Source organism: Paracoccus solventivorans (genome assembly GCF_900142875.1).
Classification (GTDB): Bacteria; Pseudomonadota; Alphaproteobacteria; order Rhodobacterales; family Rhodobacteraceae; genus Paracoccus; species Paracoccus solventivorans.
Map to the genome: position 1 here is coordinate 350,182 of NZ_FRCK01000003.1, position 19,744 is coordinate 369,925.

At 68.1% G+C, this 19,744-nt stretch carries 17 protein-coding genes; 10 read left to right on the forward strand and 7 right to left on the reverse strand.

All coding sequences use genetic code 11. From position 1 onward, the window contains the following. Nucleotides 1-16: 16 nt before the first annotated feature. Nucleotides 17-1,168, reverse strand: a complete 1,152-nt coding sequence (locus BUB57_RS07430; protein WP_073064520.1) for an RsmB/NOP family class I SAM-dependent RNA methyltransferase — start codon at nt 1,166-1,168, stop codon at nt 17-19. 217 nt (nt 1,169-1,385) lie between these two features. On the opposite strand from BUB57_RS07430, the gene recA reads away from it, so the two are divergent. The 3 genes from recA (at nt 1,386) to BUB57_RS07445 (ending at nt 6,200) form a co-directional block, all read left to right on the forward strand. Further along, nucleotides 1,386-2,456, forward strand: a complete 1,071-nt coding sequence (gene recA, locus BUB57_RS07435) for a recombinase RecA (RefSeq protein ID WP_073064826.1) — start codon at nt 1,386-1,388, stop codon at nt 2,454-2,456. A gap of 149 nt (nt 2,457-2,605) precedes the next feature. Continuing rightward, nucleotides 2,606-5,263 carry an alanine--tRNA ligase gene (gene alaS, locus BUB57_RS07440; RefSeq protein WP_073064523.1) on the forward strand — a complete coding sequence of 886 codons (2,658 nt, stop codon included), beginning with the start codon at nt 2,606-2,608 and terminating at the stop codon, nt 5,261-5,263. A 142-nt stretch (nt 5,264-5,405) separates the two neighbouring features. Next, nucleotides 5,406-6,200 carry a class II glutamine amidotransferase gene (locus BUB57_RS07445; protein ID WP_073064526.1) on the forward strand — a complete coding sequence of 265 codons (795 nt, stop codon included), beginning with the start codon at nt 5,406-5,408 and terminating at the stop codon, nt 6,198-6,200. Here the strand turns inward: BUB57_RS07445 and aroC are convergent. From aroC to BUB57_RS16280, 4 genes are all read right to left on the reverse strand, one after another. Beyond that, nucleotides 6,180-7,304 carry a chorismate synthase gene (gene aroC, locus BUB57_RS07450; RefSeq protein WP_073064529.1) on the reverse strand — a complete coding sequence of 375 codons (1,125 nt, stop codon included), beginning with the start codon at nt 7,302-7,304 and terminating at the stop codon, nt 6,180-6,182. The genes BUB57_RS07445 and aroC overlap by 21 nt on opposite strands. A 24-nt stretch (nt 7,305-7,328) precedes the next feature. Beyond that, entirely contained in the window at nt 7,329-10,667 is a 3,339-nt protein-coding gene (gene carB, locus BUB57_RS07455; RefSeq protein WP_073064531.1) for a carbamoyl-phosphate synthase large subunit, read from the reverse strand. A gap of 254 nt (nt 10,668-10,921) precedes the next feature. After that, nucleotides 10,922-11,596: a flagellar hook capping FlgD N-terminal domain-containing protein gene (locus tag BUB57_RS07460; RefSeq protein WP_073064532.1), complete on the reverse strand. Its 675-nt coding sequence runs from the start codon at nt 11,594-11,596 to the stop codon at nt 10,922-10,924. Between the two features lie 9 nt (nt 11,597-11,605). Further along, complete coding sequence (locus BUB57_RS16280; RefSeq protein WP_084732021.1) at nt 11,606-12,808, reverse strand: flagellar hook-length control protein FliK; 1,203 nt, start codon at nt 12,806-12,808, stop codon at nt 11,606-11,608. Between the two features lie 122 nt (nt 12,809-12,930). Here BUB57_RS16280 and BUB57_RS07470 point away from each other — a divergent pair, with 122 nt between their 5' ends. The 6 genes from BUB57_RS07470 (at nt 12,931) to BUB57_RS07495 (ending at nt 16,229) form a co-directional block, all read left to right on the forward strand. Further along, on the forward strand, nt 12,931-13,158 hold the full coding sequence (locus BUB57_RS07470; RefSeq protein WP_234952010.1) for a hypothetical protein: 228 nt from the start codon (nt 12,931-12,933) through the stop codon (nt 13,156-13,158). Beyond that, nucleotides 13,155-13,469: a hypothetical protein gene (locus BUB57_RS07475; protein WP_073064534.1), complete on the forward strand. Its 315-nt coding sequence runs from the start codon at nt 13,155-13,157 to the stop codon at nt 13,467-13,469. Before BUB57_RS07470 ends, BUB57_RS07475 begins: the two co-directional genes overlap by 4 nt. A 176-nt stretch (nt 13,470-13,645) precedes the next feature. Beyond that, nucleotides 13,646-14,479 (forward strand): flagellin N-terminal helical domain-containing protein, encoded by an 834-nt coding sequence (locus tag BUB57_RS07480; protein WP_073064535.1) that lies wholly within the window; start codon nt 13,646-13,648, stop codon nt 14,477-14,479. Nucleotides 14,480-14,550: 71 nt separating this feature from the next. Continuing rightward, nucleotides 14,551-14,916, forward strand: a complete 366-nt coding sequence (gene flaF / locus BUB57_RS07485; RefSeq protein ID WP_073064536.1) for a flagellar biosynthesis regulator FlaF — start codon at nt 14,551-14,553, stop codon at nt 14,914-14,916. 93 nt (nt 14,917-15,009) lie between these two features. Then, nucleotides 15,010-15,411, forward strand: coding sequence for a flagellar biosynthesis repressor FlbT (gene flbT, locus BUB57_RS07490; RefSeq protein ID WP_073064537.1), 402 nt, complete (start codon nt 15,010-15,012; stop codon nt 15,409-15,411). After that, nucleotides 15,408-16,229: a DUF1217 domain-containing protein gene (locus tag BUB57_RS07495; RefSeq protein WP_073064538.1), complete on the forward strand. Its 822-nt coding sequence runs from the start codon at nt 15,408-15,410 to the stop codon at nt 16,227-16,229. Before flbT ends, BUB57_RS07495 begins: the two co-directional genes overlap by 4 nt. A gap of 240 nt (nt 16,230-16,469) precedes the next feature. Here BUB57_RS07495 and ubiB read toward each other — a convergent pair whose 3' ends face one another. Together ubiB and ubiE are read right to left on the reverse strand one after the other, a co-directional pair. Then, nucleotides 16,470-17,996, reverse strand: a complete 1,527-nt coding sequence (gene ubiB / locus BUB57_RS07500; protein ID WP_073064539.1) for a 2-polyprenylphenol 6-hydroxylase — start codon at nt 17,994-17,996, stop codon at nt 16,470-16,472. After that, nucleotides 17,997-18,749 (reverse strand): bifunctional demethylmenaquinone methyltransferase/2-methoxy-6-polyprenyl-1,4-benzoquinol methylase UbiE, encoded by a 753-nt coding sequence (gene ubiE, locus BUB57_RS07505; RefSeq protein ID WP_073064540.1) that lies wholly within the window; start codon nt 18,747-18,749, stop codon nt 17,997-17,999. 57 nt (nt 18,750-18,806) lie between these two features. Here ubiE and mutM point away from each other — a divergent pair, with 57 nt between their 5' ends. Then, the gene (gene mutM / locus BUB57_RS07510; RefSeq protein WP_073064543.1) at nt 18,807-19,652 is read left to right on the forward strand and encodes a bifunctional DNA-formamidopyrimidine glycosylase/DNA-(apurinic or apyrimidinic site) lyase; all 846 of its coding nucleotides are present in this window, start codon (nt 18,807-18,809) and stop codon (nt 19,650-19,652) included. The last annotated feature ends 92 nt before the right edge of the window (nt 19,653-19,744 follow it).

Sequence of the window (19,744 nt, forward strand, 5' to 3'; positions counted from 1 at the left end):
AGGCGTTAAGCGGGGATTAACGCCTGAGCACCGCGAGGAAAAATCCGTCGCTTTCCGTCAGCGGCGACATCCGCCGACTGGTTTCCAACCGGAAATCCGGGTGCGCGGACAGGAAATCCGCCACCTGCGCCTCGTTTTCGGACCGTAGCAGCGAGCAGGTCATATAGGCCAGCCGGCCGCCCGTACGGACATGAGTCGCGGCCCGGGTCAGGATCGCTGCCTGCGTGCGTTCCAGCGCGACAAGATTCTCGGGGGTCAACCGCCATTTCGCATCTGGCGTGCGCCGCCAGGTCCCCGAGCCCGAACAGGGCACATCCGCGACCACCAGATCATAGAGCCCCTGCGGCCCCGAGGGATCGGCCAGCGTGATCCTCGCCCCGGCCCGCTCGGCCCGCCGGGGCAGGTCGCGCATCCGCGCCGGCGCTGCGTCCCAGGCGGTGACCTGCGCGCCGCGGGCGGCCAGCGCCAGCGCCTTGCCGCCCCCGCCCGCGCAAAGATCAAGCACGCGCGTCCCTGGCGTCAGCTCCAGCGCCGCGCAGGCGATCTGCGGCGACAAGTCCTGCAGCTCGACCAGCCCCTCGCGCCAGGCGGCCGAGGCTTGCAGCCGCCGCTCGCCCGCGGTCACGCAAAGCGCGGTGTCGCAGCGGGGATCGATGGCGGTTTCGATCCCGTCCCGGGCCAGCGCCGACTGTGCCTGAGCTGCGGTCGCGCGGGCGAGATTGGCGCGCAGCCAGACCGGCGCCCGCTCGCGCAACGTCGCGGCGATCTGTGGGAAGTTTTCGCCAAAATCATGCTGAAATCGCTGAGAAATCCAATCGGGTAGGTCCAGCGCCTCGGCAGCAGTCGGGGGGCGGCCAGCAACGCTTTCCTCTACGGTCAGCGGGGCGGGGCCGTGGCCGGTGCCGTCGAAGATCGTGGCGGGGTCCACCCCCGCCTCGCGCAGCGCCCCCAGGATCAGCGCCCGGCCGCTGTCGCCGCCCCCCAGCGCCGCTCGGCTGCGGCGGCGGCGCAGGGTCGCATACACCAGGTCGCGCACCGCCGCCCGGTCGCCCGAGCCGGCAAAGCGGCTGGCGCGGGCCCAGCGGGTCAGCTGCGCCTCGGCCGGGGCGCCGGCGTTGATCGCGTCCAGAATCTCGATGGCGGCGGCGGCGCGGGCGGCGGGGGTCATGGGGGGCAAATCGCTGGCATGGGGCGCAAGATGGCCGCACCGGCGTCCTGCCGCAAGCCGGTCAACGGTTTGTTAACTTCTGTCCTCTATGCAAATCCCGGGATGGCACTTGCGAGGACTGGCGCAGCAGGGCAAACAGGGATAGAACAGTTGAAGAACATGCGATTGTCTCCGGCCATCGTTGTGCCGGGCGATGCCGCGCAATAAGGTGAAAGAAATGTCTGGGGCGAGCATTCTGAAAATGGACGACAAACGCAGCGCGGACCGGCAAAAGGCGCTCGACAGCGCACTGGCGCAGATCGAACGGCAGTTCGGCAAGGGCTCGATCATGAAGCTCGGGGCCGACAACCCTGTGGCCGAGATCGAGGCGACCTCGACCGGCTCGCTGGGGCTGGACATCGCGCTGGGAATCGGCGGGCTGCCCAAGGGCCGCATCATCGAGATCTTCGGGCCGGAAAGCTCGGGCAAGACCACGCTGACGCTGCATGTGGTGGCGGAAGAGCAGAAGAAAGGCGGCGTCTGCGCCTTTGTCGACGCCGAGCACGCGCTGGACCCGCAATATGCCCGCAAGCTGGGCGTGAACCTGGACGAGTTGCTGATCTCCCAGCCCGACACCGGCGAGCAGGCGCTGGAAATCGTCGATACGCTGGTGCGTTCGGGCGCGGTCAGCCTGGTGGTGGTCGATTCGGTCGCGGCGCTGACGCCCAAGTCGGAAATCGAAGGCGACATGGGCGACATGCAGATGGGCAGCCAGGCCCGGCTGATGAGCCAGGCGATGCGCAAGCTGACCGCCTCCATCGGCCGCTCGAACTGCATGGTGATCTTCATCAACCAGATCCGCATGAAGATCGGGGTGATGTTCGGCAACCCGGAAACCACCACCGGCGGCAACGCGTTGAAATTCTACGCCTCGGTGCGGCTGGATATCCGCCGCATCGGTTCGATCAAGGACCGCGATGAGGTGGTCGGCAACACCACCAAGGTCAAGGTGGTCAAGAACAAGGTCGCCCCGCCGTTCAAGCAGGTCGAGTTCGATATCATGTATGGCGAGGGGATTTCCAAGGTGGGCGAGCTGATCGACCTGGGGGTCAAGGCCGGGGTCGTGGAAAAATCTGGCGCCTGGTACTCCTATGGCGACGAGCGCATCGGCCAGGGGCGCGAGAATGCCAAGCAGTTCCTGCGCGACCGCCCGGAGGTCGCTCATGCGATCGAGGACCGGATCCGCGCCAGCCACGGCCTGGATTTCGCCGCCGGCACGGAGGAGGACGGCGCGCTGACCGAGGATTGATCGGCGCCGCCCCGGGATCGGCCCCGTCGGGCTGGTCCCCCGGGCCGCAAAGCCGGCCGGGAAAGCCCGGCTGCCGCCCGTCCCATTCTGGACAGACGGGGCGGGCGCGGCTATCTCTGCCCGGCAGCATTTCCCGCAGGAACACCCCCATGGCCAGTCTGAACGACATCCGCTCGACCTTTCTCGACTTTTTCGACCGGAACGGCCACCGGCGGGTGGCCAGCTCGCCGCTGGTGCCGCGCAACGACCCGACGCTGATGTTCACCAACTCGGGGATGGTGCAGTTCAAGAACCTGTTCACCGGGCTGGAACATCGCGACTATACCCGCGCGACCACCGCGCAGAAATGCGTGCGCGCCGGCGGCAAGCACAACGACCTGGACAATGTCGGCTATACCGCCCGCCACCACACCTTCTTTGAAATGCTGGGCAATTTCAGCTTTGGCGATTATTTCAAGGACCAGGCGATCCCCTATGCCTGGGAGCTGCTGACCAGGGAATTCGGCATCCCGGCGGACAAGCTGCTGGTCACCGTCTACCACACCGACGACGAGGCTGCCGAGATCTGGAGGAAGGTCGCCGGGCTGCCCGACGAGCGGATCATCCGCATCCCCACCAGCGACAATTTCTGGCAGATGGGTCCGACCGGCCCCTGCGGCCCCTGCACCGAGATCTTCTATGACCACGGCCCCGGGGTCTGGGGCGGCCCGCCCGGCAGCGCGGACGAGGATGGCGACCGCTTCATCGAGATCTGGAACCTGGTGTTCATGCAGTTCGAGCAGTTCGAGGACGGCTCGATGAAGCCGCTGCCGAACCCCTCGATCGACACCGGCATGGGCCTGGAACGCATCGGGGCGCTGCTGCAGGGCAAGCACGACAACTACGACACCGACCTGATGCGGGCGCTGATCGAGGCCTCGGCCAATGCGACCAGTGCGGATCCCGACGGGCCGGGCAAGGTGCATCACCGGGTCATCGCCGACCATCTGCGCTCGACCAGCTTCCTGATCGCGGACGGGGTGATGCCCTCGAACGAGGGCCGCGGCTATGTGCTGCGCCGCATCATGCGCCGCGCCATGCGCCACGCGCATATGCTGGGTGCGCAGGACCCGCTGATGCACCGGCTGGTGCCGGCGCTGGTCCGGCAGATGGGCGCGGCCTACCCCGAACTCGTGCAGGCCCAGCCCCTGATCGAGGAGACCCTGCGCGGCGAGGAGACCCGCTTCCGCCAGACCCTCGACCGCGGGCTGCGGCTGCTTTCGGACGAGCTCTCGCGCCTGCCCGAGGGCGCCGATCTTCCGGGCGAGACCGCGTTCAAGCTCTACGACACCTATGGTTTCCCGCTCGACCTGACCCAGGACGCGCTGCGCGAGCAGGGCCGCGCGGTCGAGGTCGCGGGCTTCGACGCCGCCATGGCCGAGCAGAAGGCCAAGGCGCGCGCCGCTTGGGCCGGCTCGGGCGAAACCCGCGACGCGGCGATCTGGTTCGACCTGGCCGACCGCTTCGGGGCGACCGAGTTCCTCGGCTATGACACCGAGCAGGCCGAGGGTGCCATCCTCGCGCTGGTCATCGACGGGACCGAGACCGAGGCCGCGGCCGAAGGTGACAAGGTCCAGATCGTGCTGAACCAGTCCCCTTTCTATGCAGAAAGCGGCGGCCAGGTCGGCGATACCGGGCTGATCAAGACCGAAACCGGCGCGGCGCGGGTCACCGACACGCGGAAATCCGGCAATCTTTTCATCCACGTGGCCGAAGTCACCCTGGGCCGTCTGGAACGTGGCCAGGGTGCGGCGCTGTCGGTCGACAGCGCCCGGCGCAGCGCGATCCAGGCCAACCATTCGGCGACCCACCTGCTGAACGAGGCGCTGCGCGGTACGCTGGGCGAGCATGTGGTCCAGAAGGGCAGCCTCAACGCCGCCGACCGACTGCGCTTCGACTTCAGCCACGGCAAGGCGCTGACCGCCGAGGAGCTGGCCGCGGTCGAGGCCGAGGTCAACGCGATCATCCGCCAGAACGCTCCGGTCGAGACGCGGGTGATGGCGCCCGATGATGCCCGCGAGATGGGTGCGCAGGCGCTGTTCGGCGAGAAATACGGCGACGAGGTGCGGGTGGTCTCGATGGGCCGGCGCGAGGGCTCGGGCAAGGGCGCTAATCGCGACATCTATTCGATCGAGCTCTGCGGCGGCACCCATGTCGGCCGCACCGGCGATATCGGCGCCTTTGTGCTGCTGGGCGACAGCGCCTCGGCGGCGGGGGTGCGGCGGATCGAGGCGCTGACCGGAGAGCCGGCGCTGGCGCATCTGCGCGATATCGAGCGGCAACTGACCGAGATCGCGGGGATGCTGAAGGCGCAGGCCGGCGATGTGGTGCCGCGGGTCAAGGCGCTGATCGACGACCGCAAGGCGATGCAGAACGAGATCGCCCAACTCAAGCGCCAGCTCGCGATGGGGGGCGGTGCCGAGGCCGCGCCCAAGGAGATCGCCGGCGTGCAGCTGATTGCGCGGCGCGTCGACGGGGTGTCCGGCAAGGAGCTGGGGGCGCTGGCCGACCAGATGCGCGCCGGTCTGGCCAATGGTGCGGTGGTGGTGATGACCGAGGACAACGGCAAGGCCACGGTCGCCGCCGCGGTGACGCCCGAGCTGTCGCAGCGGATCAGCGCGGTGACGCTGGTCCAGGCTGCGGTTGCGGCGCTTGGCGGCAAGGGTGGCGGCGGCCGTCCCGACCGGGCGCAGGGCGGCGCCCCCTCACTCGCGGCGCTGGACAAGGCGGTCGAGGCGGTCGAGCGGACAATCGCGGACGCGGCCTGACCGCGGCCTCGGGGGGGGGGCGGAGTGATCCGCCCCATCGCGCAGATGTGTCCTTTCCTGCCGGCGTCCCGCGGCGAAAAACGGATGAAATCCGGGCGCTTGCCTGCTAGATTTCGGAAAAACCGGCAAGAGGGGCAGGGAAATGTGTCGCTGGGCGGCCTATCTGGGCAGGCCGATCTATCTGGAAGATATCGTCAGCCGGCCGGGGCATTCGCTGGTGCGGCAAAGCCACGGCGCCACGCGCTGCGCCACCTCGGTCAACGCCGACGGCTTCGGCCTTGCCTGGTACGGCGACCGCGAGGAACCGGGGCTTTACCGCGACGTGATGCCGGCCTGGTCCGACCCGAACCTCCGCAGCCTGACCGCGACGGTGAAATCGCATCTGTTCATGGCGCATGTCCGCGCCTCGACCGGCACCGCGACCAGCCGCAACAACTGCCACCCGTTTGCGGTCGGCCGCTGGTGCTTCATGCACAACGGGCAGTTCGGCGGCTATGATTCCTGGCGCCGCTCGGCCGAGCTGCTGATCCCCGACGATGCCTATGGCCACCGCAAGGGCGCCACCGACAGCGAGGCGCTGTTCCTGTGCGCGCTCGGCGAGGGGCTGGCGCAGGAACCCGGCGGGGCGCTGGCCCGCGCCACCGCCCGGTTCGAGGCGCTGGCCCGGCAGCGTGGAACCGCGCCGCATGTGCGGCTGACCTGCGCCTTTTCCGACGGGGTGCGGCTTTACGCGGCGCGCTATGCCACGGACGACCAGGCGCCGACGCTTTACTACCGCTGGTCGGAAACGCGCCACGGCTGGGCGGTGGTATCCGAGCCGCTGGAAAGCGACGAACTCGACTGGTCCGAGGTGCCGCCGGGATCGCTCTGCATCTTCGAGGGCGAATCGGTGACGATCGCGCCCTTTGTGGTGGTATCAGACCGGCTCGCCGCCTGAGCCCGGGCCGATCACCCCGCGCCGGCCGCCGGTCTGCGCGCGGTCGAGCAGCAGCTGGTCAAGGATGACGCAGGCCGCCATCGCCTCGGCCACCGGCACCGCGCGGATGCCGACGCAAGGGTCGTGGCGCCCCTTGGTCACCAGGTCGATCTCGCGCCCCGCGGCGTCGATGGTGCGGCGCGGGGTCAGGATCGAGCTGGTCGGCTTGACCGCGAACCGCACCACGATGTCCTGCCCGGTCGAGATGCCGCCCAGGATGCCGCCGGCGTGGTTCGACAGGAACTGCGGCCCCTCTACCCCCATGCGGATTTCGTCGGCATTGTCGGTGCCGCGCAGCGCCGCCGCCGCCATCCCCTCGCCGACCTCGACCCCCTTGACCGCGTTGATCGACATCATCGCGGCGGCAAGATCGGTGTCGAGCTTGGCATAGACCGGCGCCCCCAGCCCCGGGGGGCAGCCGCGGATCAGCACCTCGACCGCGGCGCCGATGCTATCCTGCTCTTTGCGGATCCGGGACAGATACTCGGCCCATTCCGCGACCGCAGCGGCATCGGGCAGGAAGAAATCGTTGCGCTCGATCTCGGCCGCGTCGAAGCGGCTGCGGTCGAGCGTCAGCTCGCCCATCTGCACCATATAGCCCAGGATCGACAGCCCCGGCGCCAGTTCCGCCAGCACCGCGCGGGCCACCGCCCCGGCCGCGACCCGGGCCGCGGTTTCCCGCGCGCTCGACCGCCCGCCGCCGCGATAGTCGCGGATGCCGTATTTCAGGTGATAGGCGATGTCGGCGTGGCCCGGTCGGAACGCCTGCGCGATGTCGCCGTAATCGCGCGAGCGCTGGTCGGTGTTCTCGATCATCAGCTGGATCGGGGTGCCGGTGGTCCGCCCCTGAAACACCCCCGACAGGATGCGCACCTGGTCCGGCTCTTGCCGCTGGGTGGTCATGCGGGACTGCCCCGGCCGCCGGCGGTCGAGGAAGGGCTGGATCAAGCTCTCATCCAGCGCGACGCCGGGCGGGCAGCCGTCCACCGTCACCCCCAGCGCCGGCCCGTGGCTTTCGCCCCAGGTGGTGAAGGTGAAGATGCGGCCGAAGCTGTTGAAACTCATGCGTTATTCCACTTGCCGCGCGGCTCAGCCCTGCAGGGTGCGCACCCCGACCTCGCCCTCTTCCCGGGACCGGATCGCCGCGACCGCCGCAATCGAGCCGGCCGCAGTGGTGAAATACGGGATCCGATCGTACAGCGCGACCGAGCGGATGTCGCGCGAATCGGCGATCGCTTGCGCGCCCTCGGTGGTGTTCAGCACCATCGCCACGTCGCCGTTCTTGAGCCGGTCGACGATGTTCGGCCGGCCCTCATAGACCTTGTTGACCAACTCGGCCTCGACCCCCGCGGCGCGCAGGAACTCGGCCGTGCCTTGGGTGGCGATCAGGGTGAAGCCCATCTCGACCAGATCGCGGGCGGCGGCGGCCATCTCGGGCGTCTTGTCGTCGTCCTTGATCGACAGGAACACCCGCCCCGATTCGGGCAGATGCGTGCCGGCGCCCATCTGCGCCTTGAGGAAGGCGCGCGGGAAGTTGCGGTCCCAGCCCATCACCTCGCCGGTCGAGCGCATTTCCGGGCCCAGCAGCGTGTCGACGCCGGGGAAACGGGCAAAGGGCAGCACCGCTTCCTTGACCGAGAACCACGGCGTCACCGGGTCGGCCAGGGTCAGCGGGTCGGCGAAGGGCAGCGGATCGTCGGGGCCGAGCCCGGCGGGGTAGGGGGCGCGGGTCGGGAAAGCCGACAGCGGCTCACCCGCCATCAGCCGCGCGGCGATCGAGGCGATGGCGCTGTCGGTGGCCTTGGCCACGAAGGGCACGGTGCGCGAGGCGCGCGGGTTCACCTCGAGCACGTAGATATCGCCGTTCTTGATCGCGAACTGCACGTTCATCAGCCCGACCACGTTCAGCGCCCGCGCCATCTTTTCGGTCTGGGACTTCAGCTCCTTAAGCGTCGCGGCGCTAAGCGTATGGGGGGGCAGGGAACAGGCGCTGTCGCCGGAATGGACGCCGGCTTCCTCGATATGTTCCATGATTCCGGCGACATGGACGTTGTTGCCGTCGCAGAGCGCGTCCACGTCGACCTCGATCGCGCCCGACAGGTAGCTGTCCAGCAGCACCGGGTTCTTGCCGGAAACCTGCACCGCGGTGGTGATGTAGCGGTTCAGGTGGTCCATGTCGCGCACGATCTCCATCGCGCGGCCGCCCAGCACGTAAGAGGGGCGGATGACCAGCGGGAAGCCGACCTGCGCAGCGATTTCGCGCGCCTGTTCGGGGCTCGAGGCGATGCCGTTGACCGGCTGTTTCAGCCCCAGATCCTGCAGCAGCTTCTGGAAGCGCTCGCGGTCCTCGGCCAGGTCGATGGCGTCGGGCGAGGTGCCCAGGATCGGGATCCCCTCGGCCTCGAGCGCATTGGCGAGTTTCAGCGGCGTCTGCCCGCCGAACTGCACGATCACCCCGTGCAGCGTGCCGTTTTCCCGTTCGACCCGCAGGATTTCCAGCACATGTTCCAGGGTCAGCGGCTCGAAATACAGCCGGTCCGAGGTGTCGTAGTCGGTCGACACGGTTTCCGGGTTGCAGTTCACCATGATGGTTTCATAGCCGACGTCGGTCAGCGCGAAACAGGCGTGGCAGCAGCAGTAATCGAACTCGATCCCCTGGCCGATGCGGTTGGGACCGCCGCCGAGGATCACCACCTTCTTGCGGTCCGAGGGCCGGGCCTCGTCCTCGACCTCGCCCATCGCCGGGGCCTCGTAGGTCGAATACATATAGGGGGTCTGCGCCTCGAACTCGGCGGCGCAGGTGTCGATGCGCTTGAATACCGGCAGCACGCCGGTGGCGCGGCGGGCCCGGCGGATGTCGGTTTCGCTGCGCCCGGTCAGCGCGGCGATGCGCGCGTCCGAGAACCCCATCATCTTGATCCGGCGCAGCCCGGCGGCGTCCGTGGGCAGGCCCGAGGCGCGGATCCCGGCCTCGGCCTCGACGATCTCGCGGATGCGGGCCAGGAGCCAGGGGTCGAAACTGGTGACGCGCTGAATGTCCTCGTCGGTCAGCCCGTCGCGCATGGACTGGGCGATGACGCGCAGCCGGTCGGGGGTCTGACGCGACAACGCCTTGATATAGGCGGGTTTTCCCTGCTCGGCCGCGCCCTCGATCTCGATCTCGTCCAGGCCCGTCAGCCCGCTTTCCATCGAGCACAGCGCCTTTTGCAGCGATTCGTGGAAGCTGCGGCCGATCGCCATCACCTCGCCCACCGATTTCATCGCCGTGGTCAGGTCGGGCTTGGAGCCGGGGAACTTCTCGAAGGCGAAACGCGGGATCTTGGTCACCACATAGTCGATCGAGGGCTCGAAACTGGCCGGGGTCACCCGGGTGATGTCGTTGTCGAGCTCGTCCAGCGTATAGCCGACCGCGAGTTTCGCGGCGATCTTGGCGATCGGGAACCCCGTCGCCTTGGAGGCGAGCGCCGACGAGCGACTGACCCGCGGGTTCATCTCGATCACCACCATGCGGCCGGTCGCCGGGTCCACCGCGAACTGCACGTTCGAGCCGCCGGTCTCGACCCCGATCTCGCGCAGAACCGCGATCGAGGCGCTGCGCATCCGCTGGTATTCGCGGTCGCTCAGCGTCAGCGCGGGGGCGACGGTGATCGAATCGCCGGTGTGGACCCCCATCGGGTCGATATTCTCGATCGAGCAGATGATGATGGCGTTGTCGGCCTTGTCGCGGACGACCTCCATCTCGAACTCTTTCCAGCCGAGCAGGCTTTCGTCGATCAGCACCTGTGCGACAGGGCTGGCGTCGAGCCCGGACCGCACGATGGCGCGATAGTCGTCGCGGTTATAGGCGACGCCGCCGCCGGTGCCGCCCAGGGTAAAGGCGGGGCGGATGATGGCCGGCAGCCCGATCTCGTCCAGCTTTTCCATGGCCAGGGCGACGCCGGCGTTGATGTCAAACTTGCCGCTGGCGGCCTTGGGGGCGGTGATGATGGTGGCGCGCGGGTTCTCCAGCCCGATCCGCTCCATCGCGTCGCGGAACTGGGCGCGGTCCTCGGCCTTTTCGATGGCGGCACGCTGGGCGCCGATCATCTCGACCCCGTATTTCTTAAGCACGCCCATGTCGTCCAGCGCCAGCGCGGTGTTCAGCGCGGTCTGGCCGCCCATGGTCGGCAGCAGCGCGTCGGGCCGCTCGGTCGCGATGATCTTTTCGACGACTTCCGGGGTGATCGGCTCGATATAGGTCGCATCGGCCATCCCCGGATCGGTCATGATCGTTGCCGGGTTCGAGTTGACCAGGATGACCCGGTAACCTTCCTCGCGCAGCGCCTTGCAGGCCTGGGCGCCGGAATAATCGAACTCGCAGGCCTGTCCGATGACGATGGGTCCGGCGCCGATGATGAGGATCGAGGAAATATCGGTTCTCTTCGGCATGGGGTCCCCTGGCGATCGCGGTGTCCAAATCGCCCGGGGTTATAGACACCGACAACGGTTCTGCAAGGGCAGCCGCGCGTCCAGACGGGATGGACGGTGCGTAAAATTGTTGAACCGGCGGTCGATGCGGGGGTGGATAGAATGGATTTGCTGGAATTTTTTCCTTTCTTTACGGGTTCTTGTAGCGGTAAGACATCGGGTTTCCATATCAGGCACGCAACTTCTGAATCTCATTACGCCGCGCGCCCGGGGCATCATCGCAACTCGCGTAAGGCCGTCACCTCGCTCTCCAGTGCGGTTGCGCCGCCGTGCAGGGACAGCCGGGCCCCTTCCGTCGTCAGCTCGGCGCCGGTGACACGGGTGAAGGCACCGACCGCACCGGTCGCCAGAATCTCGTCGCCGCGATAGCTCACCAGCTTGAAGCTGTAGGTTCCGGCGGGCAGCGGCCCGTCCTCGGTCCGTCCCATCCAGTCGATCTCGCCGCTGCCCAAGCCGATGTCCTCGCGCATGATCTCGCGGCCGCGAGGGTCGAGCGTGACCAGCTCGACCCGGTCCGCGCCCTGATCCGGCTGGATGTCGAGGGTGATCGGGGTGCCGTCGAAGGCAACCGGGGCGGTGGTCCGCACCTCCCGGCCGATCCAGTCGGCAAGCGCGGCCAAGCCCCCGCTGCGCTCGCCCGCCAATTGCTCCAGCAGCTGGTTCGTCCTGACCTGCTGCTCGACCCCCGAAAACGTCGCGAGCTGGACGGCGAAGTCCGAGCCCTCCATCGGGTTCAGCGGGTCCTGATGCTTTATCTGCGTGGTCAGCATCTTGAGAAAGGTCTGGAAATCGCCGCCGGCGAAGCTGGCCGCCTGCGTAGTGGCATCCTTCCCCGCGTTAGGCGTGGCGGCGAGGATACTTGGGGTGGTTGCAGCGATGGAACTGGTCATGGGGCTTTCCTAAAAGCGAATATTGAGTTGCCCGAGCGCAACCGGCCGCGCCGTCTCGGCTGCAAGTAGGGGTTGAATGGCACTGGGGCTTTCGCCCTCAGGTTGACCGGACGTCTGCGGCGGATTGTCGCGCTGGTTGGCGGAGTCGTCCTGCCGCAGATCCTCGAGCCAAGCGTCGGGCATCCCGTTTTCCCGCAGATCCCGCAGCAGCTGGTCGCTGTGGCGGCGAATCAGCTCGAGCGTCTCGGGGCGCTCGACCAGCAGCGCCAGGCGGCCGGGGTTTCCGTCCTCGCCCAGCAGCACCGTCACCCGCCCCAACTCGATCGGATCGAGCGTGATCTCGACCTGTCCCGAGCTGGTGCGCACGATGGCGTCGGCGATCTGCCGGTAGGGTTCGGCCAGCGGCGGCAGGCGGAACGTAAGGGACTGGTCCGCCGAGGCAGCGGCGGTGTCGCGCGCAAGCGGTGCCGCCAGTGCCCCGGGCATGTCCGGATCGGCCGTCGCCTGGGACGCCTGGCCCGCCGCATCTCGAGGCGCTGCCGTGCCTGCCGTGCCTGTGGCCTCCGGCGTGGTGCTGTCGGGGGCATCGTGCGGCGGCGCCTCTGGCGCGGTGATTTCCGCGAATTTCGCCGCGTCGGCCGGATCGGGCGCGGCTTTCCCGGTATCCAGACTGCCAGGCGCCGTTCCGGCGGCGCCGGAAGCGCGCAACGTGGCGAGCTCATGGGAAGCGGGCGCCGGATTCGATCTTGATGTGACCAGATCGCCTTCCCCCTCGGTCACTTCCGCAGATGAAACGGCCCGCGGCTCTGTCTGGGCCAACGGCGCTTCCGCCGGTGGCAGAGTCCATTGAGGCGGACCGGGCAGCGGGGATGGCGTCTCGGGCACAGCAATCGGCGCCGCCGGGAGGATGTCGGTTTCGAGAAGAACACCCTCCTCCTGCGGCGCGTCGGTCCCAGCCGTCGAGATTTCGCCCGCCTCGTCTTCCGCTGCGTCGTGCAGAGCGGGCGAATCGGCAGGATCCTTCTGGAACCTCGACGCCGCGGCGGCGCCGGATTCCCCGGCTGCCGTGGCCGCCTGATGCCTGCCGCCAGTTGCTGTTCGTGCCATCCATTCCCCGAAATCGGCGCCGCCGCGATCCCGCGCCGGTTCCCGTCCCGTCACCATCCCCGGCCGGGGCGCAGTCATTTGAGCAGGGATATTGAGTGCCGGCATGGCTCGCCCTTTGAGAATCACTTTCCTCTGTTTTATCCGCTTCTCGTTACCAAATATTTACCGCCGTCCGATATTGGACAAAGCACAGCAATTTAATCGGAGGTGTTTCGGTGAAGATCCAGATGATGACTCCCAGGCCGCTGCCGCCTGCGCCCTCCAGCGGCGACCGGCTGGAGACGGCATTCCTGACCGAGATGCTGAAGATCGCCATGCCGGACCAAAGCGGAACGCCCTTCCACGGCGGGGCGGGCGAATCGCAATTCGCGTCGTTCCTGGTCGAACAGCACGCCGCGGCGATCGCGGCACGGATCGACCTGCGGCTCGATTCGCGGCTGGAGGTGACGCCATGACCGATCCGATCCGGATTCTGGACGCGGCCTGCCAAGCCATGCTTGCCGGTGATTCGGCCGCTTGCGAAAGGCTGCTCGAGCGATTCCGGGCTCGCGTCGAGCGCGAACCCCTTGAGCCGGAGACCCGCGCCGATTGCGCCCGCGAACTCGAGCGGTTGAAGGGGCTGGCCGCGGCCGCGGCAGACGGGCTTGACGCCTCGCGCGACTGGCTGCGCGAATTGTCGGCCGTGCTGGGCGGGCTGGACGTATATGACCGGGCCGGGCGGCAGCGGGTCAGCACCGGCCTTCCCGCCCGCGCGCAGCGATTTTGATAAAATGCGCCGGATTCCGGCTTTGGCACCGAGGCGGAAATTCACTATTCCTTAGGGGCCACCGCCGTAAAAGGTGATTGCGTCAAGTTGACGCCGGGTAATTCCCGCTGGTCAGAAAGGCCGAAACCCATGAAACCCGGGTGGATATAACTAGCCCGGAAATACCGGAGGATATAATGTCCAGCATTCTGACCAACAACAGCGCAATGGTTGCGCTGCAGACCCTTCGCGGCATCAACTCGAACCTGGCCAAGACCCAGGACGAGATCTCGACCGGCAAATCGATCGCTTCCGCCAAGGACAATGCCGCCGTCTGGGCGATCACCAAGACGATGGAGGCCGATGTCGACAGCTTCAAGTCCGTCGGCGACAGCCTGGCCCTGGGGCAGTCGACCGTCGGCGTGGCGCGTGCCGCGTCCGAGTCGGTGACCGACCTGCTGAAAGAGATGAAGCAGCTGATCATCTCGGCGCAGGAAGAAAACGTCGATCGCACCAAGATCCAGACGGATCTGACCGCGATGGCCACGGAAATCGGCTCGATCATCAGCGCCGCGCAGTTCAACGGCCTGAATCTGGTCAACAACAGCGAGACCGCGGCGGTGAACGTCCTGGCTTCGCTCGACCGAGCCTCGGACGGGACGGTGACCACCGCCAGCATCGCGATCACCCCCCAGAACCTGACCGCGGTGCAGACGGCGGTGGCGGCCTACGACGTCAGCACCGCAGCCGGCGCGGCCACGGCACTGGCGGGGATCGAGACCCAGCTTCAGACCTCGATCACCGCTGCCGCCAACTTCGGCTCGGTCGCCAAGCGGATCGAGATCCAGTCGGATTTCGTCAAGAAGCTGTCGGACGCGATGACCTCGGGCATCGGCGCGTTGGTCGACGCCGACATGGAGGAGGCCTCGGCGCGCCTGCAGGCGCTGCAGGTCCAGCAGCAGCTGGCAACGCAGTCGCTGTCGATTGCCAACCAGGCGCCGCAGACCCTGCTGTCGCTGTTCCGCGGCTGATGAGCTGATCCGGGGCCCTTCGGGGCCCCGGAACCCCCGACCTCGTCCCCATTCCATCGAAAGGACCGGATTTGAACGCACAGGTTCCCGTCGGCTACGCGGCAACCGCCCTGGCCGATTCCGACCCCCGCCGGGCCGAGGCGCTTATCCTCTCGCGCCTTGCCGCGGGCATGATCCAGGCGTCCGAACGTGGCAAAGGCGGCTTTGCGCTGCTGGCGGCTGCGGTCCACGAAAACCGCCGTTTCTGGCGGGCCGCGGCGCAGGACCTGGCCGGCAACGGCAACGGGCTGCCGCAGGCGCTGCGCGCGCAGCTTCTGTCCCTGGCGCAATTCGTGGAACGCGAAACCGGCCGGGTGCTGGACGGCAGCGGCGATGCGGACGCGCTGATCGAGATCAACCGCTCGATTGCGCGGGGACTTTTCGAGCAGCCGGGCTGACGCATCGGACGGCTGCAACCCTTTCCCCGTATATCGGGCAGATCCTGTCGGTCCAATGATATTGGCCGCCCTGCGGCCGGAGCGGAACATCACATGAGCGGACTCATCCTGAAACTCGCGCCGAATGAACGCGTGCTGATTAATGGCGCCGTCATCGAGAACGGGGACCGGCGTTGCAAGATCTCGATCAAGACCCCCAATGCCAGTATCCTGCGGCTGAAGGAGGCCATCCACCCCGATGACGTCTCCACCCCCGTGGCGCGAGTCTGCTACGACGCGCAGCTGATGCTGTCGGGGGACGTGGACGAAACCCGGGGACGCCGCAATCTGCTGCGCGGAATCGAGCAGCTGTCGCAGGTCTTCGACGACCGTGACAGCCGGCTGGCCCTGAACAGTGCCACCGCCGATGTGATCGACGGCAACATCTACCGCGCGCTTCGCCAGCTGCGCAGCCTGTTGCCGCGGGAGGCGCGATTGTTCGCGCATCTGTCATGATCTTCCAGCCGGTTGTCGGGCAGGGCGGTTATGCAGGCTGGCGGCTGCTACAGCGCACCGGCGATCTGCAGCGATCGCTGGTGGCGCGGGAACCTGCCGTCGCCCGCGATGTCGCCTATGTCCGCGAACGGCTGGGCAGCACCGGGACTGCCGAGGCGCTGGTGGCGGATTACCGGCTGCGCAACGCCGCGCTGAGCGCCTTTGGCCTCGAGGACGACATCAACAATCGCTTCTTCATCCGCAAGGTGCTCGAATCGGACCTGAGCGATCCCAAGAGCCTTGCCAACCGCCTGGGGGACAAGCGCTATCTCGCGCTCGCCCAGGCTTTCGGCTTCGGCTCCGGTGCGGGGCCGGACCAGCAGCTGGCCGATGAAGTCGCCGAGCGCCATGTCGCCGCTGAGCTGGAGCGGCGGGTGGGGACCGTCGACGGCAATCTGCGCCTGGCGATGAATGCGCAGAGGGAACTGGCCAAGATCGGCGAATCCGCGGCCTCGGATAATATCCGCTGGTACAACATCCTGGGCTCGGCACCGCTGCGGAAGGTGATCGAGGGCGCGCTGGGCCTGACCTCCGATTTCACCAATTTCCCGGTGGAAAAGCAGCTTGAGCAGCTGAAGCAGCGCACCGCTGGGCTGTTCGGCTCGGGCTCGCCCTCCGTCTTCGCCGAGCCGGCGAATCTGGAAAAGATCATCCAGAGATTCCTGATCCGTGCCGAGACGGTCAGCCCGGCGCAATCCTCCTACAATGCGGCGCTGCTGCTGCTGTCGAGCAGCGCCGGCCGCTCCGCCACGGGCCTGCCTGGCTACCGCTACGGCTGAAGCAGGAAGGGGGGAAGGCTGCACGATGCGGGGCTGTTGCCAGCGGGCGCGTGTAGAAATTGCGCGGGGATAAAGGACTTGACTGAGGCAGCCCCGCTTGACGGTTCAACGGCTCGCGCAATGGCGCGGAGTGAGCGAGGGAATAGGCGCGCAGCGGTGATCGACCGCAGCGGTGCCGGGCGGCTACGTGCAGCGGTCAGCGGGCGCACACGGGGCACCCGCCGGCCCGGGCGCCCCCCGTCAGGACAGCAGCGCACCCAGGGCGGTTCCGGCCGACAGCAGCGCGACTGCCACCAGCCACAGCGGCGGGCGGCGGTCCACGACTACCGGCAGCGGTTGCGGGCGGGACAGGTGGTCCATCTGCCGGTCCACGATCTCGGGCAGCAGGGGCCCGTGCCGACCCAGCGCCTCGAGCACGCGCAGACCATCGCGCAGCAGCGCGCGGGGGCCGATGTTGCTGCGGATATAGGTCTCGACCACCGGCCGCGCCGTCGCCCAGATGTTGATCTGCGGGTCCAGCGTGCGGGTCACGCCCTCGACCACCACCATGGTCCGCTGCAGCAGGATCAGCTCGGTCCGCGTGGCCATGCCGAAACGCTCGGTCACCTCGAAGAGATAGGCCAGCAGGTTGGCCATCGAGATGCGGCTGGCATCGGCGTCGAAGATCGGCTCGCCCACCGCCCGCAGGGCGCGCGCGAACTGGGCGATGTTGCGGTCCGAGGGCACATAGCCCGCCTCGAAATGCACCCGCGCGACGCGGTGATAATCGCGCTGGATGAAGCCATAGAGGATCTCGGCATAGACCCGGCGGGTGTATTCGTCGATCTCGCCCATGATGCCGAAGTCAAAGGCGACGATGTCGCCGTTCGCCGCCACCCGCAGGTTGCCCTGGTGCATGTCGGCGTGGAAGAACCCGTCGCGCAGCGCGTGGGACAGGAACAGCTGCAGCAGCCGGGCGGCGATGCGGCTGGTGTCGTGGCCCGCGGCCCGGATCGCGGCGACGTCCGACATCGGAATGCCCTCGGCCCAGTCGCTGGTCAGCACGCGGCGGCTGCTCAGGTCCCAATGCGGGCGGGGGACGGCGAATTCTTCGTCCCCCCGAGTGTTCTCGGCGAACTCGGAGGCCGAGGCGGCCTCGAGCCGCAGGTCCAGCTCGCCCAGCACCACCGATTCGAAATGTCCCACCACGTCCAGCGGCCGCAGCCGACGGGACGAGGGCGACAGGAACTCGATCAGCGAGGCCGCCAGGTGGAAGGCGTCGAGATCGCGGCGGAAATCGGCCAGGATGCCGGGGCGCAGCACCTTGACCGCCACCTCGGCGCCGCTGTCCGCCCGCCGCGCCCGGTGCACCTGCGCGATCGAGGCCGCCGCCACCGGCGGGGAAAACTCGGAAAACAGCGTCGCCACCGGCGCGCCCAGATCCTGCTCGATCTGCGCGCGGGCGATCTCGTCGGGGAATGGCGGCAGCCGGTCCTGCAGCATCCGCAGATGCCCGGCCATTTCCACCCCCACCACATCGGGCCGGGTCGAGAGGATCTGCCCGAACTTGATATAGGCCGGCCCCAGCGCGGTCAGCGCCCGGGTGATCGGCGGCAGGTCGGGGTCGCCGCGATAGCCCAGCCAGGCGAAGGGCCAGCCCAGCAGCCGCGCCGCCGCCCGCACCCGCGCGGGCGCGTTCATCGCGTCGAGCGCCGCCCCCATGGCGCCAGTGCGCTGGAATGTCGCGCCGGTGCGGATCAGCCGCCAGATGTTGTGAGGTCCCCGCATTCAGAGCTTCCAGCCCGAATGCAGCGCCGCGATTCCCATGGACAGGTTGCGATACTGCACCCGCTCGAACCCGGCGTCGCGGATCATCGCGGCAAAGGTTTGCTGGTCGGGGAAGCGGCGGATCGATTCGACCAGATACTGGTAGCTGTCGCGGTCCTGCGCCACCAGCTGCCCCAGCGGCGGGATCACGTTGAAGGAATAGCGGTCATAGGCCCATTGCAGCGCCGGCACCGGGATCTGCGAAAACTCCAGCACCATCAGCCGGCCGCCGGGCCTGAGCACGCGATGGGCCTCGGCCAGCGCGTCGGGAATGCGGGTGACGTTGCGGATGCCGAAGCTGATCGTGTAGCGGTCGAAGCTGGCATCGGCAAAGGGCAGAGCCATGGCGTCGCCCGTCACCCAGGCCAGCCGGTCGGCCAGCCGCCCGGCCTCGGCGCGCTTGCGCCCCTCGACCAGCATCGATTCGGTCATGTCGCAGACGGTGACCCGCGCCCCCGGTGCGCGGCCCAGAAAGCGAAAGGCGATGTCGCCGGTCCCGCCCGCCACGTCCAGCAGATGCTGGCCCGACTGCGGCGCCAGCCAGTCCATCATCGCGTTCTTCCAGATCCGGTGGATGCCGACGCTCATCAGGTCGTTCATCACGTCGTATTTCGAGGCGACGCGGGAAAACACCCCGTGCACCAGCCCGGCCTTTTCATCCTCTGCGACCTGCCGGAAGCCGAAATGGGTTTGATTACGCGCCTTGTCGTTCATAGGTCTGCCATCCAGGGTCGCCGGTCCGGGCGGCACCATGCAGCGGAAAGCCGGGAAATGCCAGAACTGCCAGAGGTGGAAACCGTGCGCCGCGGCCTCGAGCCGCATCTGACCGGCCACAGGCTGGTGCGGGTGGACCAGCGCCGCCCCAACCTGCGCTGGCCGATGCCGCCGGATCTGGTGCAGGTGCTGACCGGCGCGCGGGTGGAAGGGTTGCGGCGGCGGTCGAAATACATCCTGATCGACCTCGACCGCGATGCGGCCATGCTGCTGCATCTGGGCATGTCCGGCCGCATCCGGGTCGAAGGCGGGATCCTGGGCGGGTTCCACCACGACGCCAGCCTGCGCGCGCAGCACGACCATCTGGTGCTGACCACGGATGCGGGTGTTACCGTGACGCTGAACGACGCGCGCCGCTTCGGGGCGGTCGATCTGGTGCGCCCGGGGCAGGATCACCCGCTGCTGGCCCGGCTGGGGCCGGAACCGCTGGGCGAGGACTTCACCCCCGGCGTGCTGGCGGCGGCGTTTGCGGGGCGCAAGGCGCCGGTGAAATCGCTGCTGCTGGACCAGCGCATCGTCGCCGGGCTGGGCAATATCTATGTGTGCGAGGCGCTGTTTCGCGCCGGCATCCATCCCGCGCGCCCCGGCGGCGCGCTTGCCGCGGGCGAGATCGCACCGCTGTGGGGCCATATCCGCGACGTGCTGGCCGAGGCGATCTTGGCCGGCGGCTCCTCGCTGCGCGACCACCGGCAGGCCTCGGGAGAGATGGGGTATTTCCAGCACGAGTTCCGCGTCTACGGGCGCGAGGGCGGGGCCTGCCCGACCCCGGGCTGCGGCGGCGTGATCGCCCGGATTGCGCAGTCGGGCCGGTCGAGCTGGTTCTGCCCGCAGTGCCAGCACTGACCCTGCGCGTCGGCCCCCGCGCGCTGGCGCGGCATCGACCGGCTGGCACGCGGGCGTGGGCTTTGGTAACAAGCGCGCGATGCCGCCTAACC

What these genes read in the sequence shown, in the direction of transcription:
- BUB57_RS07475 (WP_073064534.1), top strand. Translation starts at nt 13,155, where the DNA reads ATGACCGATCCGATCCGGATTCTGGACGCGGCCTGCCAAGCCATGCTT.
- ubiE (WP_073064540.1), bottom strand. Translation starts at nt 18,749, where the DNA reads ATGAACGACAAGGCGCGTAATCAAACCCATTTCGGCTTCCGGCAGGTC.
- recA (WP_073064826.1), top strand. Translation starts at nt 1,386, where the DNA reads ATGTCTGGGGCGAGCATTCTGAAAATGGACGACAAACGCAGCGCGGAC.
- BUB57_RS07430 (WP_073064520.1), bottom strand. Translation starts at nt 1,168, where the DNA reads ATGACCCCCGCCGCCCGCGCCGCCGCCGCCATCGAGATTCTGGACGCG.
- alaS (WP_073064523.1), top strand. Translation starts at nt 2,606, where the DNA reads ATGGCCAGTCTGAACGACATCCGCTCGACCTTTCTCGACTTTTTCGAC.
- mutM (WP_073064543.1), top strand. Translation starts at nt 18,807, where the DNA reads ATGCCAGAACTGCCAGAGGTGGAAACCGTGCGCCGCGGCCTCGAGCCG.
- BUB57_RS07445 (WP_073064526.1), top strand. Translation starts at nt 5,406, where the DNA reads ATGTGTCGCTGGGCGGCCTATCTGGGCAGGCCGATCTATCTGGAAGAT.
- BUB57_RS07470 (WP_234952010.1), top strand. Translation starts at nt 12,931, where the DNA reads ATGATGACTCCCAGGCCGCTGCCGCCTGCGCCCTCCAGCGGCGACCGG.
- BUB57_RS07460 (WP_073064532.1), bottom strand. Translation starts at nt 11,596, where the DNA reads ATGACCAGTTCCATCGCTGCAACCACCCCAAGTATCCTCGCCGCCACG.
- aroC (WP_073064529.1), bottom strand. Translation starts at nt 7,304, where the DNA reads ATGAGTTTCAACAGCTTCGGCCGCATCTTCACCTTCACCACCTGGGGC.
- BUB57_RS16280 (WP_084732021.1), bottom strand. Translation starts at nt 12,808, where the DNA reads ATGCCGGCACTCAATATCCCTGCTCAAATGACTGCGCCCCGGCCGGGG.
- flbT (WP_073064537.1), top strand. Translation starts at nt 15,010, where the DNA reads ATGAGCGGACTCATCCTGAAACTCGCGCCGAATGAACGCGTGCTGATT.
- ubiB (WP_073064539.1), bottom strand. Translation starts at nt 17,996, where the DNA reads ATGCGGGGACCTCACAACATCTGGCGGCTGATCCGCACCGGCGCGACA.
- BUB57_RS07480 (WP_073064535.1), top strand. Translation starts at nt 13,646, where the DNA reads ATGTCCAGCATTCTGACCAACAACAGCGCAATGGTTGCGCTGCAGACC.
- BUB57_RS07495 (WP_073064538.1), top strand. Translation starts at nt 15,408, where the DNA reads ATGATCTTCCAGCCGGTTGTCGGGCAGGGCGGTTATGCAGGCTGGCGG.
- carB (WP_073064531.1), bottom strand. Translation starts at nt 10,667, where the DNA reads ATGCCGAAGAGAACCGATATTTCCTCGATCCTCATCATCGGCGCCGGA.